Below are 14165 nucleotides of genomic sequence, written 5' to 3'. Positions count from 1 at the left end.
CCCTTTCCAACTCTCGCGAACTCTGCGGCAACTCCCCCTCAACTCCCACACAACTGTCCCGTCACTCTCGTGACAAATGCGGTCATCTTCGTTGACGTGTTCAGGGTGCCTTCGGTCCGAACGCGATCGCGCCTGCAACATTGCCGGTGGTCGTCTGGACATAGTACCCGACGCCGGCATGCGTCGCCCCGACCCCGGCGAGGAAACCTTCGATCGAGGCCCCGCTGGCACCGGTCAGCGTCATTTGTCCGGTGCCAGCACCGAATGTCGTTCCGCTGGCGCGAAGCGAGATCGAGGGGGTGGCCGTGCCGCCGCTCGTGGCCATGGTGACCGGCTGGCCTGACACCGTCAGTCCGGCCTCGAACCCGACCTTGGCGGTGGAGAAATCGACCGAGAGCTTCGCACTGTCGAGCGTCCCGACGACGGCGTTGGGTGTTGCCGGACGAGTGCTGCCGACGAGGGCGTAGTCGACCTTGCCGGAGGTCGGCGCATTGGTGGCAGGCTTGCCCCAGACCTGGGCGAGGCCGCCTGTTCCGAGCGTGGTGCTGGGCGTTCCGGCAAGGCCGGTGATGTTGCCATTGACCCAGCGCGACCAGGCAACGATTCCGGAGGCATTGCCACCGTCAGTGCCGGTCGCGCCGCTCTGCTCGAAGAAGCCATCAACCTTCGTGAGCCCGCCGTTGCTGTCGGTGGTGACGGGCGTTGCGTTTTCGAAGGTGGAGAAGCGTCCGCCGCCGAGATAGCCGACATACTTGACGATGCCGTCCGGCGCAGCCGCGGGCGTGGTGTTGCCGCTTCCCGTTCCCGCCCCCGCTCCAACCTTGAAGGCTGCCGCGCCGATGATGTTCCTGGCGTTTCCGGCGGTTCTGACGGCGGTGTAGTTCAGGGCAAGCTTGTCGGTGCTGCCGGCCCAGTTGCCGAAGGCGGCAAGGTAGCAGACGTTGCCATTGCACGAACCAGAGTGGTCGTCGCCGGGGACGACGAAGCTGAAGCTCTGATTGGAGAAGACATTGAAGTTGCTGGTCGACTGGGTGATGTCGGCAAGGCCGCCGGTCGTGGTGAAATCGAAGGTATAGGCGCCGCCGCCAGCCCCGCCGGTCGGCATCACGATCCTCGCCTCCATCGCGATCTTGGGCAGGGCGAGGCCGAAGTTGACCTTGAAGCTGCCGGTAAAGGTGCCGGGCGCGCCCGAGCCATCGACCCATGTCGGCTTGGTGGCGGCGAGGAGGTCGTAGGCGATCGTCCCGGTTGTCGGCACCGCAAAGCCGGTCGGCGTGGCGCGGGTCAGCATGTAGTGGAAACCCTGATCTGCCGTCAGGGTAAAGGGAGTTGCGCCGGTGTTCGTGCCATCGGACCAGCGACCGACAAGCACATCGGCATCCCCGGCGACGTCGCTGATCGTCATGGTGCCTGGCGTGCGGGCGAAGTTGCCGGCGCGGGTGTAGCTGGTGAGTCCGCCATTGCTATCGAGCGTGTAGGACAGGGCATCGAAACCCTGCTCGCTGCCCGCCAGCAGGGTGCTGCTCGACAGGCGCAGGGTGGTTATGAAGTTTATGCGCGGGGACGTGCCGTTGAAGCCGCCGGTATAGCCAGTCAGCACATTCGATGCAGGAGCCTTTCCGAGATAGGCGAGCGTCGTTCCGGTCTGTCCGAAAACGGCGACGCCGTTGATCTGGGTGGAGCCGGGCAGGGACCTGTCCGACAGGCTGTAGGCAAAACCGGCATAAGCGGCGTTCTGGCCGAACAGGTTTCCGTTGAGCGTGGTGCCACAGGCCGAGACGCACCCGCCGCCGGAAGTGGAGGTGGTGGCAAGGTTCGCGTTGGTGCCGACGAAGGCGCGGTCCGTGCCGATCAGCAAACCGCCATTGGTCGGATCGGCGGCGCCGCCTGCGGTTTGGACATGCCAGCTGCGGCTCCCCGCGACTACATCCATGGCCACGCCGATCTTGGGCGCGGCGCCGAAGCTTACCGCGAGGCTGCCGGTGAATGTCCCGACTTCGCCTTCTGCCGCCCCGTAGTCAGTCGGTGCGGTGCCGCCGACGAGCCGATAGTCGACTTTCCCGCTGGCCGGGATCGTGGCCGATGGCGTGCCGACGATGAGGTGGTTGTTGAAGTTCACCGCATTGTTCGAGGTGTCCGACAAGTAGCGGGTCCAGGCGACGTCGTCGCCGAAGCGGCCGTATTCCTTGGCGACGTTGACCGGGTTTGCCGCGTAGTTGAAATCGAGCGGACGGCCGTTCTGCGAAAACTGCAGGCGGTTGATCTTCCCCTCGGCAGTAATGTCGGCAGTGACGGGCGAGGTGATCAGCGTGGCTTCGGCGCTGGTGTTGTAGCCGACCTTGGCTGCGCTGGTGCCGGGCAGACCGGAAAACTGGTCGGGGTTGCCGCCATCCGCGAGGTAGACATAGTAGCTCTGGATGAAGGCCAGCGTCGCCCCGTCGAACAGGGCAGCCAGCACGCCGGCGTCGGTCAGCGCCTTGAGGTAGGCGAGAATCTGCGCCTGCGTAAGTGCCGTGTATTCCGAAGGCTTTCCGCCGCCTGCGAGGAAAGCGTAGTACGCTTCGAGCGCGGTGACATACGTCGCGTAGACAGGCAGCGCCGTGTAGCCATCGGGCGTGCCGCCGCCTGCAAGGAAGGCGTAGTAGGCGGTGAGAAATTCCGCCTGCGTGCCGAGCAACGTGGCAAGCTTGCCGCTGTCGATCAGCGCCTTGATGTACTGCTGCAGCAAGGCGAGGTCGGCCCCGGTATAGGCGCTCGGCACGCCGCCCGCCTGCAGGTAGGCGACATAGGCCGAAAGCGCATCGGCAAAGGCTTCGTAGTTCGGCGGGGTGGGCAGGCCGGTATAGAGGTCCGGGTTTCCACCATTGGCGAGATAGGCGAAGAACGCCGAATAGAAGCTGGCGAGTTGGCCAAGGAACGCCTCGTTCGCGTCCACTGCCGAAAGCGCGGCGAGATACTGGCGGATCTCGTCCTGCGTCAGTGCGGTGTAGGCAGACGGCAGCCCGCCGTTCTGCAGGAATTCGTAATAGGCCTGGAGCGCCGTGGCGTAGCCGGTGAAGACGTTGAACGGCAGGCCCTGCCAGCCATCGATCGTCCCGCCACCGGTCAGGTAGGCCAGGTACTGGGCATAGAACGTGGCCTGTGCGCCGAGGAACCGGTCAAGCGCGCCAGCAGCGGTAAGGGCATCGAGGTACTGACGCAGCACGGCGGGATCGAGCGCGGTATAGGCCGAGGGCACGCCACCCGCCGCGAGATAGGCCTGATAGCTGCTGAGTGCGGATGCATAACCGGCAAAGACATTGGCGGGCAGGCCCTGCCAGCCGTCGATTGTGCCGCCCTGCTTCAGGTAGGCGAGATACTGCGCGTAGAACGTCGCCTGTGCGCCGAGGACCTGTTCGAACAGGCCCGTGGCCTGCAGGGTTTCGAGATACTGGCGCAGTGCGGCAGGATCGGCGGCGCCGTACTGGCTCGGCAACTGGCCGCTCTGGAGGTAGGCGAAGTAGGCGGTCAGCGCGGTCTGGTACTGGTGGATAAAGGCGGTGCCGCCATTGGCGAGATAGGCCTGCAACAGCGCGCGGTCGGTTTCGGCAAGGCGCACAAGCAGGCCGGAATCGTTGAGGAAGCCGATATAGGCGTTGAGCGTCGCCTGGGTCGCGCCTGCAAACGCCAGCGGATCGCCGCCGCTGCGCAGATAGGCGAAGTAGGCGCTCGTCAGCGAGGTGTAGCGCGTGACGAACTGGTCGGCATTGCCGCCGCCTAATACGAAGGCGAGATAGGCATCGACCAGCACGCGGTTCTGGCTCGACAGCGCGGCAAAGCCATCGGTGCGCGAGCGGTAGGAGATGAAGGCGTTGATGTCTGCCAGCGAAGTGCCGCTGAACGAGGACGGCGCCGCGCCCGAACGGACGAAGTCGAGGAACTGCACCATCAGCCCGGCATAGACGGTGAGGAACTGCGCCTGGGTCTGGCCGCTGGCGAGGTAGTTCAGGTAAGCGCGGATCACGTCGGCCTGGGCCTGGTTGAAGGGCTGGCCGCCGTAGAGGCTTTCAAGCCGGGCGGCATAGGCGACGAGAACCGCAAGATCATTCGAAGGGAAAGTTTCGAGGCTGGGGTTGGCCACTGCCGCTTCGATACGCTGGCCTGACGAGACGATATCGCCCGAAGCGCCAGCTGCTGCGAGCGCTTCGCCGAGGACCACGGGCACCCCGTTCTCGGCAGCAGCGGCGGGACCGCCTTCGCTGATCGAGGCGACTTCCGGTTCGGGTGCCGGTGTTGATGCGGGCGCTGGTGCCGGAGTTGGCACGGGCGTCTGTGCCGCAAGCTGCGCTTGCCGCTGCGGGGTCATGCGCGGGGCGGGCGCGACGGGGGCCGATGTGGCAAGGCGCGGGTGGCCGTTGGCCACTTCCCATGCCTGCCCGGCGTTGAAGCGCCGCTCCTCGCGCCCGTTGGCAATGCTGGCAAGGCCGGTCAGAACGCGGCCCGTGGCCATCGTCTTGCCGCTGGCGTCGGTGGCAACCGAGAAGCTGCCCGACGAGCCTGCGCCCGCAATCTTGCCCGTTCCCTGACCGCCGAGGCGGACGAGTGTTTCGCTCATGCCCGCGCCGGTCACGGTGACGTTGCCCTTGAACAGATCGACCGAGCCATCGGGGCGCAGCCGGAATTCCGCACCTTCGACGAACGAGAGCATCGCGCCGCTGGACAGGCGGATCTGGGTGATGCCGGACTCTTGGGTCACGCGCTCGCCACGCAGGGCGGCGGCGGCAAGGTCGGCATTGTCGGCAAAGACCATCTCTTGCGCGTGGGCGCGGGTGGCGAGTGCGAGGCTGGAGGCTCCGATCAGGAGGGCGGTGAGGGCTGAGGCTTTCATGGGGCTGGTCTCCCGGATCAGAATTCGAAGCGCGCGCCGGCCTGCACGGTCCAGCGTTCGTGATCGTAGAGGGCGATGTTCGACCAGTTGCGCGACCAGGCGGCCTTGGGCTGGAGGAACAGGCGCGGCAGGATGGCGAACTTGACGGCAGCGGTCACGTCGACGCGCTCGTCATGGCGCTTGCGCATGAACAGCAGATCGGCGCGGTCATAGCGGCGCAAGTCGAAGGCCACGCCACCGACCACCGCGACCTTGGGCGCGATCTGGATCTCGGCACCGGCGCTGGCTCCGGCGAACGTGTTGGATCCGGCATCGCCGGCCTGCGCGCGGGTTTCCTCGTGCCCGCCGATCAGGTTGACGGAGAACTGGCGGGCGGCGAGGCCGAGGCCCACGGCGAAGCGGTCAGCATCGCGCAAGGGGTCGCGGTCGTAATCGAAGCGGGTGTACTGCACCGAGGCGGACAGTGCCTTTCCGCCGCTCAGCATGTGGGTGTACTGGCCGATCGCGCCATAGGCGGTGCGGAAGCCCTTGTGGCCGAGCCAGTACTTCTGCACCTGCCCCGAAAGCGAGGCGACATCGCGGTTGGCGAACGTGTGGGCAAAGCCTGCCGTCCCGGTGAGGCTGGCCTGATCGAAGGCGGCAGAGTCCAGATTGTCGCGGAAGTTGCCGAGGAGCGAGCCGAACACGCGGTCCTGCCGACTTATCGCGCTGACGCCCGAGATGCCGCCTGAGATGTCGTAGAACTTGTCCTTCTGGGCGCGGGCGTTGTTGCCCAGGGTGCCGGGGCCAAGCGCGGCAAACAGCGGGATGGTGATCGAGGTGAGCTGGGTGGCGGAGTTGATGTTGCTGTCGTGCCCGAAAGCGCTTTCCGCGAAGCCCGAAAGGTCGGAGCCGCCGCCCTTGATCTGCCTGTCGAACTGGCGGACGAAGCCGGTGAAGCGCTGGCGGACCGGGTCGGGGATGGTCGGATCGTCGACCACGGTGGCGAACTGGCTGCGGGCGGTGTCTATGTCACCGGCCAGGGCATAGGCGCGGGCGAGTTCGGCGCGGGCCGGGGCATTGTCGGGCTGGCGGGCAAGCACCCGCTGCAGGGCGACGATGGCTTCGCCATAGTGCCCGGCGTCCGACGCTGCCAGACCGAGGGCGTAGTCGAACGCCGGGTCTCCGGCCTTCTGGCGCTCCTGCGCGGCAAGCGCAGCATAGCGGGCTTCGGCTTCGTTCGCCTGGCCGAACGCGGGCATTGGCAGCGCGGCCGCCACGGCCATGGCGCAGGCCGTCGCCTGCAGGAAAAGGTGCTTGGTCGCCATCGTACCCCTCGCGACTGGATGATGGCATTCCAGCTATCGCGGGGGGTGCGCGATGTCCGATGACAATGATCGTCACGGGGGTGACAAGGCCCGTAGGGTAGATCCCTGAGGCTTATCACATAGACACAGGCTATGCTTGCAGGCTAAGCCAGAGTCATGAGCAAGCCCCCTTCGCGCCTCCGCCTTGATCCCCGTGCTGTCGCCACGTTCTGGCGGGTGTGCGAGACCGGATCGATCAGTGGCGCGGCGCGGGCGCTGAATATCTCGCAGCCGTCAGTTTCGAACACGATCTCGCTGCTGGAGCAGCGGCTGGGGGTGACGCTGTTCGTGCGGTCGCGAAGCGGTATCGTGCTGACGCGCGAGGGCGAAGCACTGCGCGAGCGGGCCGAGGCGATGGTGCGGCTGCTGGAGACGGCGGCAGTCGAGGTGGACCACGCCGCGCGCAATGTGGCCGGCCCTTTGCGGATCGGCGGGACGCCCGGTGCGCTGGTCAGCCTGTTGCCGCAGGCAGTGGCGCGGCTGGAGGAGCGCGTCGGTCCCTTCGCGCTGAGCGTGATCGAGCGGCCCGATCCGCAACTGACCGATCTTCTGCGCAAGGGTTCGCTCGACCTTGCCTTCGTGACGACCGAGATCGAAGCCTGTTCGCCGGATCTGGTTGAAGTGACGGCCTCGCGCGATTCCTTTGCCCTGATCGTGGGGCGGCGGCACGATGCCTTGGGCGACAGTGTTTCGCTGCGCGAGGTGGCCGACTTGCCGTGGGTCCTGCCCGAGGCGCAAGGCGCGTTCCGGCGCCAGGTCGATGCGCTGTTCCTGGCTGCCGGTGTGGCCGTGCCGCAGAACGTGATCCGCTGCGATTCACTGCTGACGACCAAGGCCATCGTCCGCCATAGCGACCGCGTGACGATCCTGCCGCGTACGGTAGCGGCGGCAGAGCTGACCATCGGCGTGTTGCGGGCCATTGCGATCGGCGAGGCGACCTTCGAGCGCAGCGTGGGCGTGCGCTATCTGGCGGAGCGGGGACTGCCGCCGCTGGGGCGGGCGATGCTGGATGTCCTCGCCGAGGCATAGGCTGGGCCGATAACGGGGCGATAATCGGTTATTTTACCTGATGGCTTGCGCGGCGTAGGCCGGGCGGCAAAGCCTTGGGAGAAACCATGATCGATCGCCGTTCCCTTCTCGCCGGGGGCGTTGCTGCCCTTGCTGCAAGCGGTGCCTCGCTGTCTGCGAAGGCCACCCGCAAACCGGCCCCCAGCCCACGCTTTCCCGAGGGTTTCCTATGGGGCGCATCGACCGCGCCGCACCAGATCGAGGGTAACAATACCACGTCAGACCTGTGGTATCTCGAACACCAGCAGCCCACCGTCTTTGCCGAGCCTTCGGGCGATGCGGCCAACAGTTTCCTGTTGTGGGAGCGTGACCTCGACCTGGCCAAGTCGATCGGGCTCAACACCTATCGTTTCGGGGTGGAATGGGCGCGGATCGAGCCGGTCAAGGGGCGGTTCAGCACGGGCATGCTGGGGCACTATCGGCGGATCGTCGAAGGCTGCCGGGCGCGGGGACTCGCACCGGTCGTCACCTACAGCCACTTCAGCGCGCCCCTGTGGTTCAGCGCGCAAGGCGGCTGGACCAACCCCGAAAGCGCCGAGCTGTTCGCCCGCTACTGCACCCGCGTGACGCAGGCGATGGGCGAGCAGATGCACAGTGCGATCACGCTGAATGAGCCCAACATCTTGTTGCTGCTCAAGCCCATGCTTCCAAAGCCGGTGTGGGACATCCAGAAGCTGACGCTCGATACGGCGGCCAAGCGGCTCGGCGTGGAAAAAATGGTTTGCGGCAACGTGGCGGCTTATGAAGACCTGCCGGCACTGCAGGTCGGTCTGCTGGCCGCGCACAAGGCGGGCCGCGCGGCGATCAAGGCGGTGCGGCCGGACCTTCCGGTCGGCGTATCGCTGGCGATGCTGGACGATCAGGCGGTGGGCAAGAACTCAATCCGCGATCGCATGCGTAGCGAGCTTTACGGGTCGTGGCTTGAAGTGGCCAGGGCCGACGACTTCATCGGCGTGCAGAACTACGAGCGCGCCTTGTGGGGCGACAAGGGCAGGCTTCCTCCGCCCGAAGGCGGCATGCGCAATTTTTCAGGTACGGAAGTCTGGCCACCGTCACTGGCGGGCGCCGTGCGGTATGCCCATGCGGCGACGGGCGTGCCGGTGCTGGTCTCCGAGCACGGCGTCGGCATTGATGACGACGCGGTGCGCGCCGCGTTCATTCCGCCTTCGCTCGCGGGCCTCAAGCAGGCGATCGACGATGGCGTGCCGGTGATCGGTTACTGCCACTGGTCGCTGGTCGACAATTTCGAGTGGATCTTCGGCTACCGGCCCAAGTTCGGTCTCGCCAGCTATGACCCGGTGACGTTCGAGCGGAAGGCCAAGCCGAGCGCTGGCGTGCTGGGGGCGATCGCCAGGGCGAACGCGCTGGTTTGAAACGAAAGAGGTCCGAAACGAAGCGGGCGGCAGTTTGTCCTGCCGCCCGCCCCTTTTCGATGTCGCTTCGATCAGAACGCGATGCTGAGCGAGGCGCGGATCGAGTAATCGACGCCGCCCTGGATCTGTTCGGCACCGCCGGCCAGCTGCCAGGTGTAGTCCATGCCGCCCATCAGCAGGCGCGCTTCGGACGTCCAGCCTGACTTCATGCGGTCGGCCACCAGGCGGAACTGGTCGCCGTCCTCGAAGTTCGCCACCGTATCGCCGAGCGTTCCGGCGAGCCGTGCGCGGTAGCCGCCTTCCAGCTCAAGCGTGAGCGGGCGCTCGTCGCGGTTGACCTCGCCCGCGCTCCATGCGGCAGTGAGGCTTCCGGTGCCGGTCAGCAGGTCCGAGGTGCGCTTGGCGACGGACAGCGCGATCTGTTCGCTGCCGGTCTCGGTGTAGCCCTTTTCGCTCAGGCGGTAGTAATCGAACTTGGCCATCGGCTTGAGCGAGAGGTTGCCGCCGAGATCGGCACGGTAGGACACGCCGCCCTGGCCGCCTACGGTCCAGCCCTTCCACCGGCCATTGGCGGTGTACGTAAGAGCAGAGCCATTGACGGCGCCGGTGAACTGCCGCGTCGAATTCAGCGAGACACGGCCGCCCGAGGCCTTGGCAAAGGCGTAGAACGGACCGGAAGCGAGACGCCAGAACAGGCCAAGCTCGTAGTTGCTCGCATCGGTCTTCTGGTAGTCCGAGGTGGTGATGTCGCCCTTGGTATAAAGGAACGACAGGCCGAGATAGCCCGCGCCGATATCGCGCTCCAGCCCGGCCGACAGGCCCCAGCCCTTGACCTCGAACGCCGCCGTGCCGGTCTGGTCCTTGGTCCCGCGGAAGTAGACCGGTTCGAACCAGCCGCCGACTTCGCTGATGCCGAAGATCGAGCTGTCGTCCATCAGGTGGCGCGATGCGATCCGGCCCGAACGGGTGACGAAATCGAACACGCCACCGGCATAGTCGGGCAGGAGCTGATTGAACTGGCCCTGCAGCGCGGCAGCATCCTCCACTTGCAGGAAACTGCTGCCAAGGTTGGCCACGGCCGTGCCCTGCTTGTAGATCGCATCATAGGCGGCGGCCTGCGGCGCGGTCAGGCCAAGCTGCGCCGCGGTCTTGCGCGTCACGGCCAGCACCAGGGTCTCGCCGACGCGGTTGATCGCGCCGTTGAACAGGACCGGCAGCTGGGTGTTGGTTGCATCGAACACCGGCGCACCGGTCAGCGTGTCTGCCTTGAGGAAAGTGTAGTTGCCGACCGCCTTGTCGAGCGAAGTGATCGTGGCGGTGACCTTCGAGCCGGTGGCGAAGGTCGCGGTGTTGACGTCGATCAGGGAGGAGGTGCCCGTGCTGCCGTCGATATAGACGTTGAGCGCACCGCCCGAGTTCACGGTGAGGCTGTCAAATGAGAGGGTCGCCGCGCTGCTTGCGCCGAACCTGCCGCCGTTGACCGTGACGTCCAGTTGGCCAGCATTGGCAAGGGTACCCGAGAAGATCGAGGTCCCTCCAAGGGTGAGCGTTCCCGCGTTTCCGCCAATGTCCAGCTTGCCGATGAAGAAGGCGGTGTCACCCATCGTCATCGTGGCCGTGCCCGCGCCGAAATCGATGTTGCCGACATAGCCGCTGTCGCCCGAAAGCAGGACCGAATCGTTGCCCGCGCCGAGGAAGCTGTTGCCGAAGATCCGGCCCGAAGCCACGTCGAGCACGTCATTGCCGCTGCCGGTGTGGATGTTGCCGGTGATCGAGGTGTAGATCGTCGGGTTGGCGGAGTTGTAGCCGCTGGCGGCCTTCTCGGCGTCCTGCGCCTTCTTGTCGATCGCGTTGAGGTACTGCTTGATCGTCACGCCGCTGGTGTTGGCGGTCAGGTCGATCGCGCGCAGGTCATCGCCGCTTGTCCCCGAAACCGAGATGAACCCGGTGTTGTCGAGGCTGGTCAGCGTGCCCGACTTGTCCTGGATGGCATAGGCAGTGCCTTCGCCCGGCGAGGACAGCGTGGCCTTGATCGTGCCGCTGTTCGACAGGCTGGGCACGGTCGAGCCTTCGTTGATCAGGATGGCGACTGCCTTCTGGTCGACCGTCGTCGCGCTGACCGTGCCCGAGACGCCGATGCCGTTGGCCATGGTCACCGTGCCACCTTTGCCGCCGATCACGACCGCATAGGCATCGGTATTGCTGTAGACGGCATTGGCCGTGACGTTGCCGTCGAGCGCGAGCGAGAACTCGCCGTCGCGACCCTTGACCTTGCCGATCACGATGTCGCTCGCCGCGCCAACGAGGATGCCGGGGCTGTTGCCGACCGAGTTGATCGTGCCGGTGACTTCGGAGGCATCGGCCACGCCGTCGTTGTCCTCGTCGGTCTTGGTGCTGTCGAGGTCATAGGGGGCCGCGTCGAGCAGGATGCCGCCCGCGACGCTGCCGCCGATCTCCACTGCGGCCTTGCCGGTGCGCAAGTCGGTGCGGGAAAGCGTCTTCGTGGTGCCGGCGTCATTGGTGTAGGACGAGCTTTGCGAGATCGCGCCCTGTATGCGCACCGCGCCGCCGACATTGCCGCCAACGACAAGGCCCTGCGCGCCCGCGCCGACCACGGCAACGGTGCCTTCGACCGTCACGTTGCCCGACACGCCCCTGGTGCCGATGCCGACGCTGTTGTCGCCCAGTACCTTGATCGTGCCGGTATTGGAAACGCTGCCGGTGAGGTCAGACTTGGCGACCATGCCGCCCGAATTGAGGCCTTCGACGGTGATCGTGCCGGTGTTCTTGAGCGTTGCCGTGGTCGTCGCGCCTGCGCCGACCAGAATGCCATAGCGGTTGCTGGCCGAAGCGATCGGGCCATCGACGGTGCCGTTGTTGTCGGTATCGGCGCCGTTGAAGCTTTCGGTCACGGTTATCGTGCCGCCGTTGGTCACCGTGGTGTTGCGCCCGGCCTCGACGGTGATTCCGGTGTCGCCGTCCTTGCCGCCGGTGTTGGTGATGGTGCCGCCCGATGCGACGGTGGCGGTGTTGTTCGAATCGACCGTGACCGCGGTGCCGCCCGAGCCCAGCGTGATGGTGCCGCCACTGGCGACGGTGACGTTCCCGGCGGTCGAGGTCTTGAGCGGCGCGGTGGTGCTGGTGCTGACGGTGGTGTCGGCATGGGCCGCCTGAGGCGCCATGAGGACGAGAGCCAGAGAGGCTCCAGTCAGCGTCGACAGAATGGTTGTGCTGTGAAGACGGTCCATAAACCCCTCATGAATTCCGATAAAGATGGCCCGCGCCGGGGTGCGGTCGGCGCGGGCCGAGTGCCGGATGGCGAGGCAGGCCCCGCTGTCCGATCGACAGGTCGGAGGACTTGTGGCCGCAAAGCCGGTTGCCTCCGCGGGACCTAACGGAGCGCGCCGGCCAACCCTTCGCCGGGGCGTGCAAATAATTGCGACGAACCGTGTCTTAAGTTCCCGTAAATCTGTTGTTCACTTGGGAACTGGCAGGCAGGGTACGTGGAATCCCCTGCGCTTGGGCCGGGGATTGGTGCGAAACGGCGGGTATCCTTGACCTTCTACGGCGATCTGCGCTCGGAAGCGGTGTCGGCTGAGGACAGCCCGATTCCCGCTGCGGATCCGATCCATCGCGAGGCGCTGGATGACGCGGCCCTCATGCGCGAGGTTGCGCGCGGGTCGGTCGACGCCTTCACGCTGCTGGTCGATCGCCATTCGCCCGCGCTCTATCGCGTGGCCATGCGCATGCTGTCCGATGCGGCCGAGGCCGAGGACGTGCTGCAGGACTGCTTTGCCCGCCTGTGGCAGAACGCCCCGCGCTGGACGCCGACCGGCGCTGGCCTTGTCGGCTGGCTGCACCGCGTGACGATGAACCTGTGCTTCGATCGCAAGCGCCGCTTCCGCGTGGTTACGGTCGAGGCGTTGCCCGATCCGGCTGACGAAACGCCTCTCGCCGATCGCCGAATCGAGGCCGACCAGGCATCCCGGGCGGTGGCAGCCGCGCTGGCGGACTTGCCAGAGCGTTATCGCGCAGCATTGGTCCTTTGTTATTACGAAGGTTTTTCCAACGCCCTTGCAGCCGAGGTGCTTGATCTCAATATCAAGGCGATGGAATCGCTGCTGTTCAGGGCCCGCAGGCAGATGCGCACGCTGTTGGAAGCGCGCGACGTCGGTTGTGCCGATCTCGAGGCCCACGCGTGATGGCGCGCGAGGTTCCCGTCTCCCCCGCGAAGGCCAGCGCGGCGCTTGATGCGATGCTGAACAAGGCGCCGCGTCCTGCAATGCCGCCGGGGCTTGCGGCGCGGATCGTGGCACAGGCTACGGCGTTGCCGCAGCTTCCCGCCGAAGCCGCACCCCTTGCAGAGCCGTCGACGCCGCGCGAAACGGCGCAGGTGATTCCATTCACTGGCGCTGAAGCTCGCCCCGCTCGGGTGGCTGCGCCTTCGCGCGTGCGGTTTGCCGTGGGCGGCCTTGCCGCTGCTGCGGCAGCTATTGCCGCCGTCGTGCTGCTTGGCCAGCCAGCGCACAACCCGGTTCAACCGGGCGGGCCAGCCACGGTGATGGCGCGGCAGCAACCCGCAGCCCAGCCCTCCGCAATCGCGGTGCCTGCGGCAGAAACTCCGGTGCAATTGGCGCAAGTCCCCCTGCCTCCGGCGGCGCGCGGAAGCGGTGCGGCGGCTGAAAAGAGGCCGGATGCACAGGAGTCGGTCCCGGTAGCGCCGCCCGTGGCAGTGCCCGAAGCGCAGCTTGCGTCGACCCCGGCGCAGCCCTCGCGCGAGACTGCCGGGCCTACTTCCGACCCTTCGCCCCGCCCGGCATTGCCGCGCGGTTTGATGGGACCGCCGGCACCGCAGCAGGGCTGGGGCTTTTCGGGCGGGGCGCCGGGCGCAGGCCTTCCGGGCGGGCAGGCGCTGCCCAGCCAGACAACGGGGTCCGCCCCGCCGCCACCTCCCCCGCCGGGCAACTAGCCGCAGCCCTGACGCTGGGCTAAGGGCTTGGCCATGCAACAAGAACCGATCCTCGTGCTGACCACCGGCGGCACCATCGACAAGGCCTATTTCGACGCATTGAGCGAATACCAGATCGTCGAGAGCGGAATCCCGGCGCTGATCGCCGAGGCGCGCGTGGCGCTGCCGTTCCGGGTGATGGAACTGATGCGCAAGGACAGCCTCGAACTGACCGACGCCGACCGCGCGCTTATTGCCGCCGCGGTGCGCGAGGCGCCCGAGCGCCATGTCGTCATTACCCATGGCACGGATACGATGACCGAAACGGCCAAGGCGCTCAGCGACATTGCCGGCAAGACCATCGTGCTGACGGGCGCCCTGTCACCGGCGCGCTTTGCCGAGACCGACGCGCACTTCAATCTCGGCATGGCCTTCGCCACGGCGCAGGTGGCGGCGCCCGGCGTGTGGATCGCGATGAGCGGCCAGGTGTTCGATGGCCTCAAGGTTCGCAAGGACCGCGCGGCCGGCAAGTTCGTGAGCGTCTGACCTCACGAACCTGCCCA

8 protein-coding genes are annotated in these 14165 nt (G+C 66.5%); 5 read left to right on the top strand and 3 right to left on the bottom strand.

Translation table 11 applies throughout. The annotated features are described in order from the left end of the window. Positions 1–100: 100 nt before the first annotated feature. On the bottom strand, positions 101–4867 hold the full coding sequence (locus tag AC1Q5P_RS16010; protein WP_492519477.1) for a hypothetical protein: 4767 nt from the start codon (positions 4865–4867) through the stop codon (positions 101–103). Between the two features lie 17 nt (positions 4868–4884). After that, positions 4885–6174, bottom strand: a complete 1290-nt coding sequence (locus tag AC1Q5P_RS16005) for a tetratricopeptide repeat protein (protein WP_492519476.1) — start codon at positions 6172–6174, stop codon at positions 4885–4887. A 156-nt stretch (positions 6175–6330) separates the two neighbouring features. On the opposite strand from AC1Q5P_RS16005, the gene AC1Q5P_RS16000 reads away from it, so the two are divergent. Next, positions 6331–7242 carry a LysR family transcriptional regulator gene (locus AC1Q5P_RS16000; RefSeq protein ID WP_492519475.1) on the top strand — a complete coding sequence of 304 codons (912 nt, stop codon included), beginning with the start codon at positions 6331–6333 and terminating at the stop codon, positions 7240–7242. 86 nt (positions 7243–7328) lie between these two features. Then, entirely contained in the window at positions 7329–8654 is a 1326-nt protein-coding gene (locus AC1Q5P_RS15995) for a family 1 glycosylhydrolase (protein ID WP_492519474.1), read from the top strand. A gap of 71 nt (positions 8655–8725) precedes the next feature. Here the strand turns inward: AC1Q5P_RS15995 and AC1Q5P_RS15990 are convergent, their stop codons facing one another. Further along, complete coding sequence (locus AC1Q5P_RS15990; protein ID WP_492519473.1) at positions 8726–11902, bottom strand: beta strand repeat-containing protein; 3177 nt, start codon at positions 11900–11902, stop codon at positions 8726–8728. 306 nt (positions 11903–12208) lie between these two features. On the opposite strand from AC1Q5P_RS15990, the gene AC1Q5P_RS15985 reads away from it, so the two are divergent. The 3 genes from AC1Q5P_RS15985 to AC1Q5P_RS15975 are packed head-to-tail and all read left to right on the top strand — an operon-like array spanning position 12209 to position 14148. Next, positions 12209–12856 carry an RNA polymerase sigma factor gene (locus AC1Q5P_RS15985; protein WP_082013464.1) on the top strand — a complete coding sequence of 216 codons (648 nt, stop codon included), beginning with the start codon at positions 12209–12211 and terminating at the stop codon, positions 12854–12856. Continuing rightward, positions 12856–13623, top strand: coding sequence for a hypothetical protein (locus AC1Q5P_RS15980; RefSeq protein ID WP_492519472.1), 768 nt, complete (start codon positions 12856–12858; stop codon positions 13621–13623). The genes AC1Q5P_RS15985 and AC1Q5P_RS15980 overlap by 1 nt, the downstream gene beginning before the upstream one ends. Before the next feature lie 33 nt (positions 13624–13656). Next, a complete protein-coding gene (locus AC1Q5P_RS15975; RefSeq protein ID WP_039337149.1) occupies positions 13657–14148 on the top strand; it encodes an asparaginase domain-containing protein in 492 nt (163 codons plus the stop codon). Positions 14149–14165 lie beyond the last annotated feature (17 nt).

It is taken from the genome of Novosphingobium sp. GW835-FHT14H07 (genome assembly GCF_058793515.1).
Note: the sequence above shows the minus strand (reverse complement) of the source record. Positions and strands in the feature narration are given on the sequence as shown.

What these genes read in the sequence shown, in the direction of transcription:
- AC1Q5P_RS16010 (WP_492519477.1), bottom strand. Translation starts at nt 4,867, where the DNA reads ATGAAAGCCTCAGCCCTCACCGCCCTCCTGATCGGAGCCTCCAGCCTC.
- AC1Q5P_RS16005 (WP_492519476.1), bottom strand. Translation starts at nt 6,174, where the DNA reads ATGGCGACCAAGCACCTTTTCCTGCAGGCGACGGCCTGCGCCATGGCC.
- AC1Q5P_RS16000 (WP_492519475.1), top strand. Translation starts at nt 6,331, where the DNA reads ATGAGCAAGCCCCCTTCGCGCCTCCGCCTTGATCCCCGTGCTGTCGCC.
- AC1Q5P_RS15995 (WP_492519474.1), top strand. Translation starts at nt 7,329, where the DNA reads ATGATCGATCGCCGTTCCCTTCTCGCCGGGGGCGTTGCTGCCCTTGCT.
- AC1Q5P_RS15990 (WP_492519473.1), bottom strand. Translation starts at nt 11,902, where the DNA reads ATGGACCGTCTTCACAGCACAACCATTCTGTCGACGCTGACTGGAGCC.
- AC1Q5P_RS15980 (WP_492519472.1), top strand. Translation starts at nt 12,856, where the DNA reads ATGGCGCGCGAGGTTCCCGTCTCCCCCGCGAAGGCCAGCGCGGCGCTT.
- AC1Q5P_RS15975 (WP_039337149.1), top strand. Translation starts at nt 13,657, where the DNA reads ATGCAACAAGAACCGATCCTCGTGCTGACCACCGGCGGCACCATCGAC.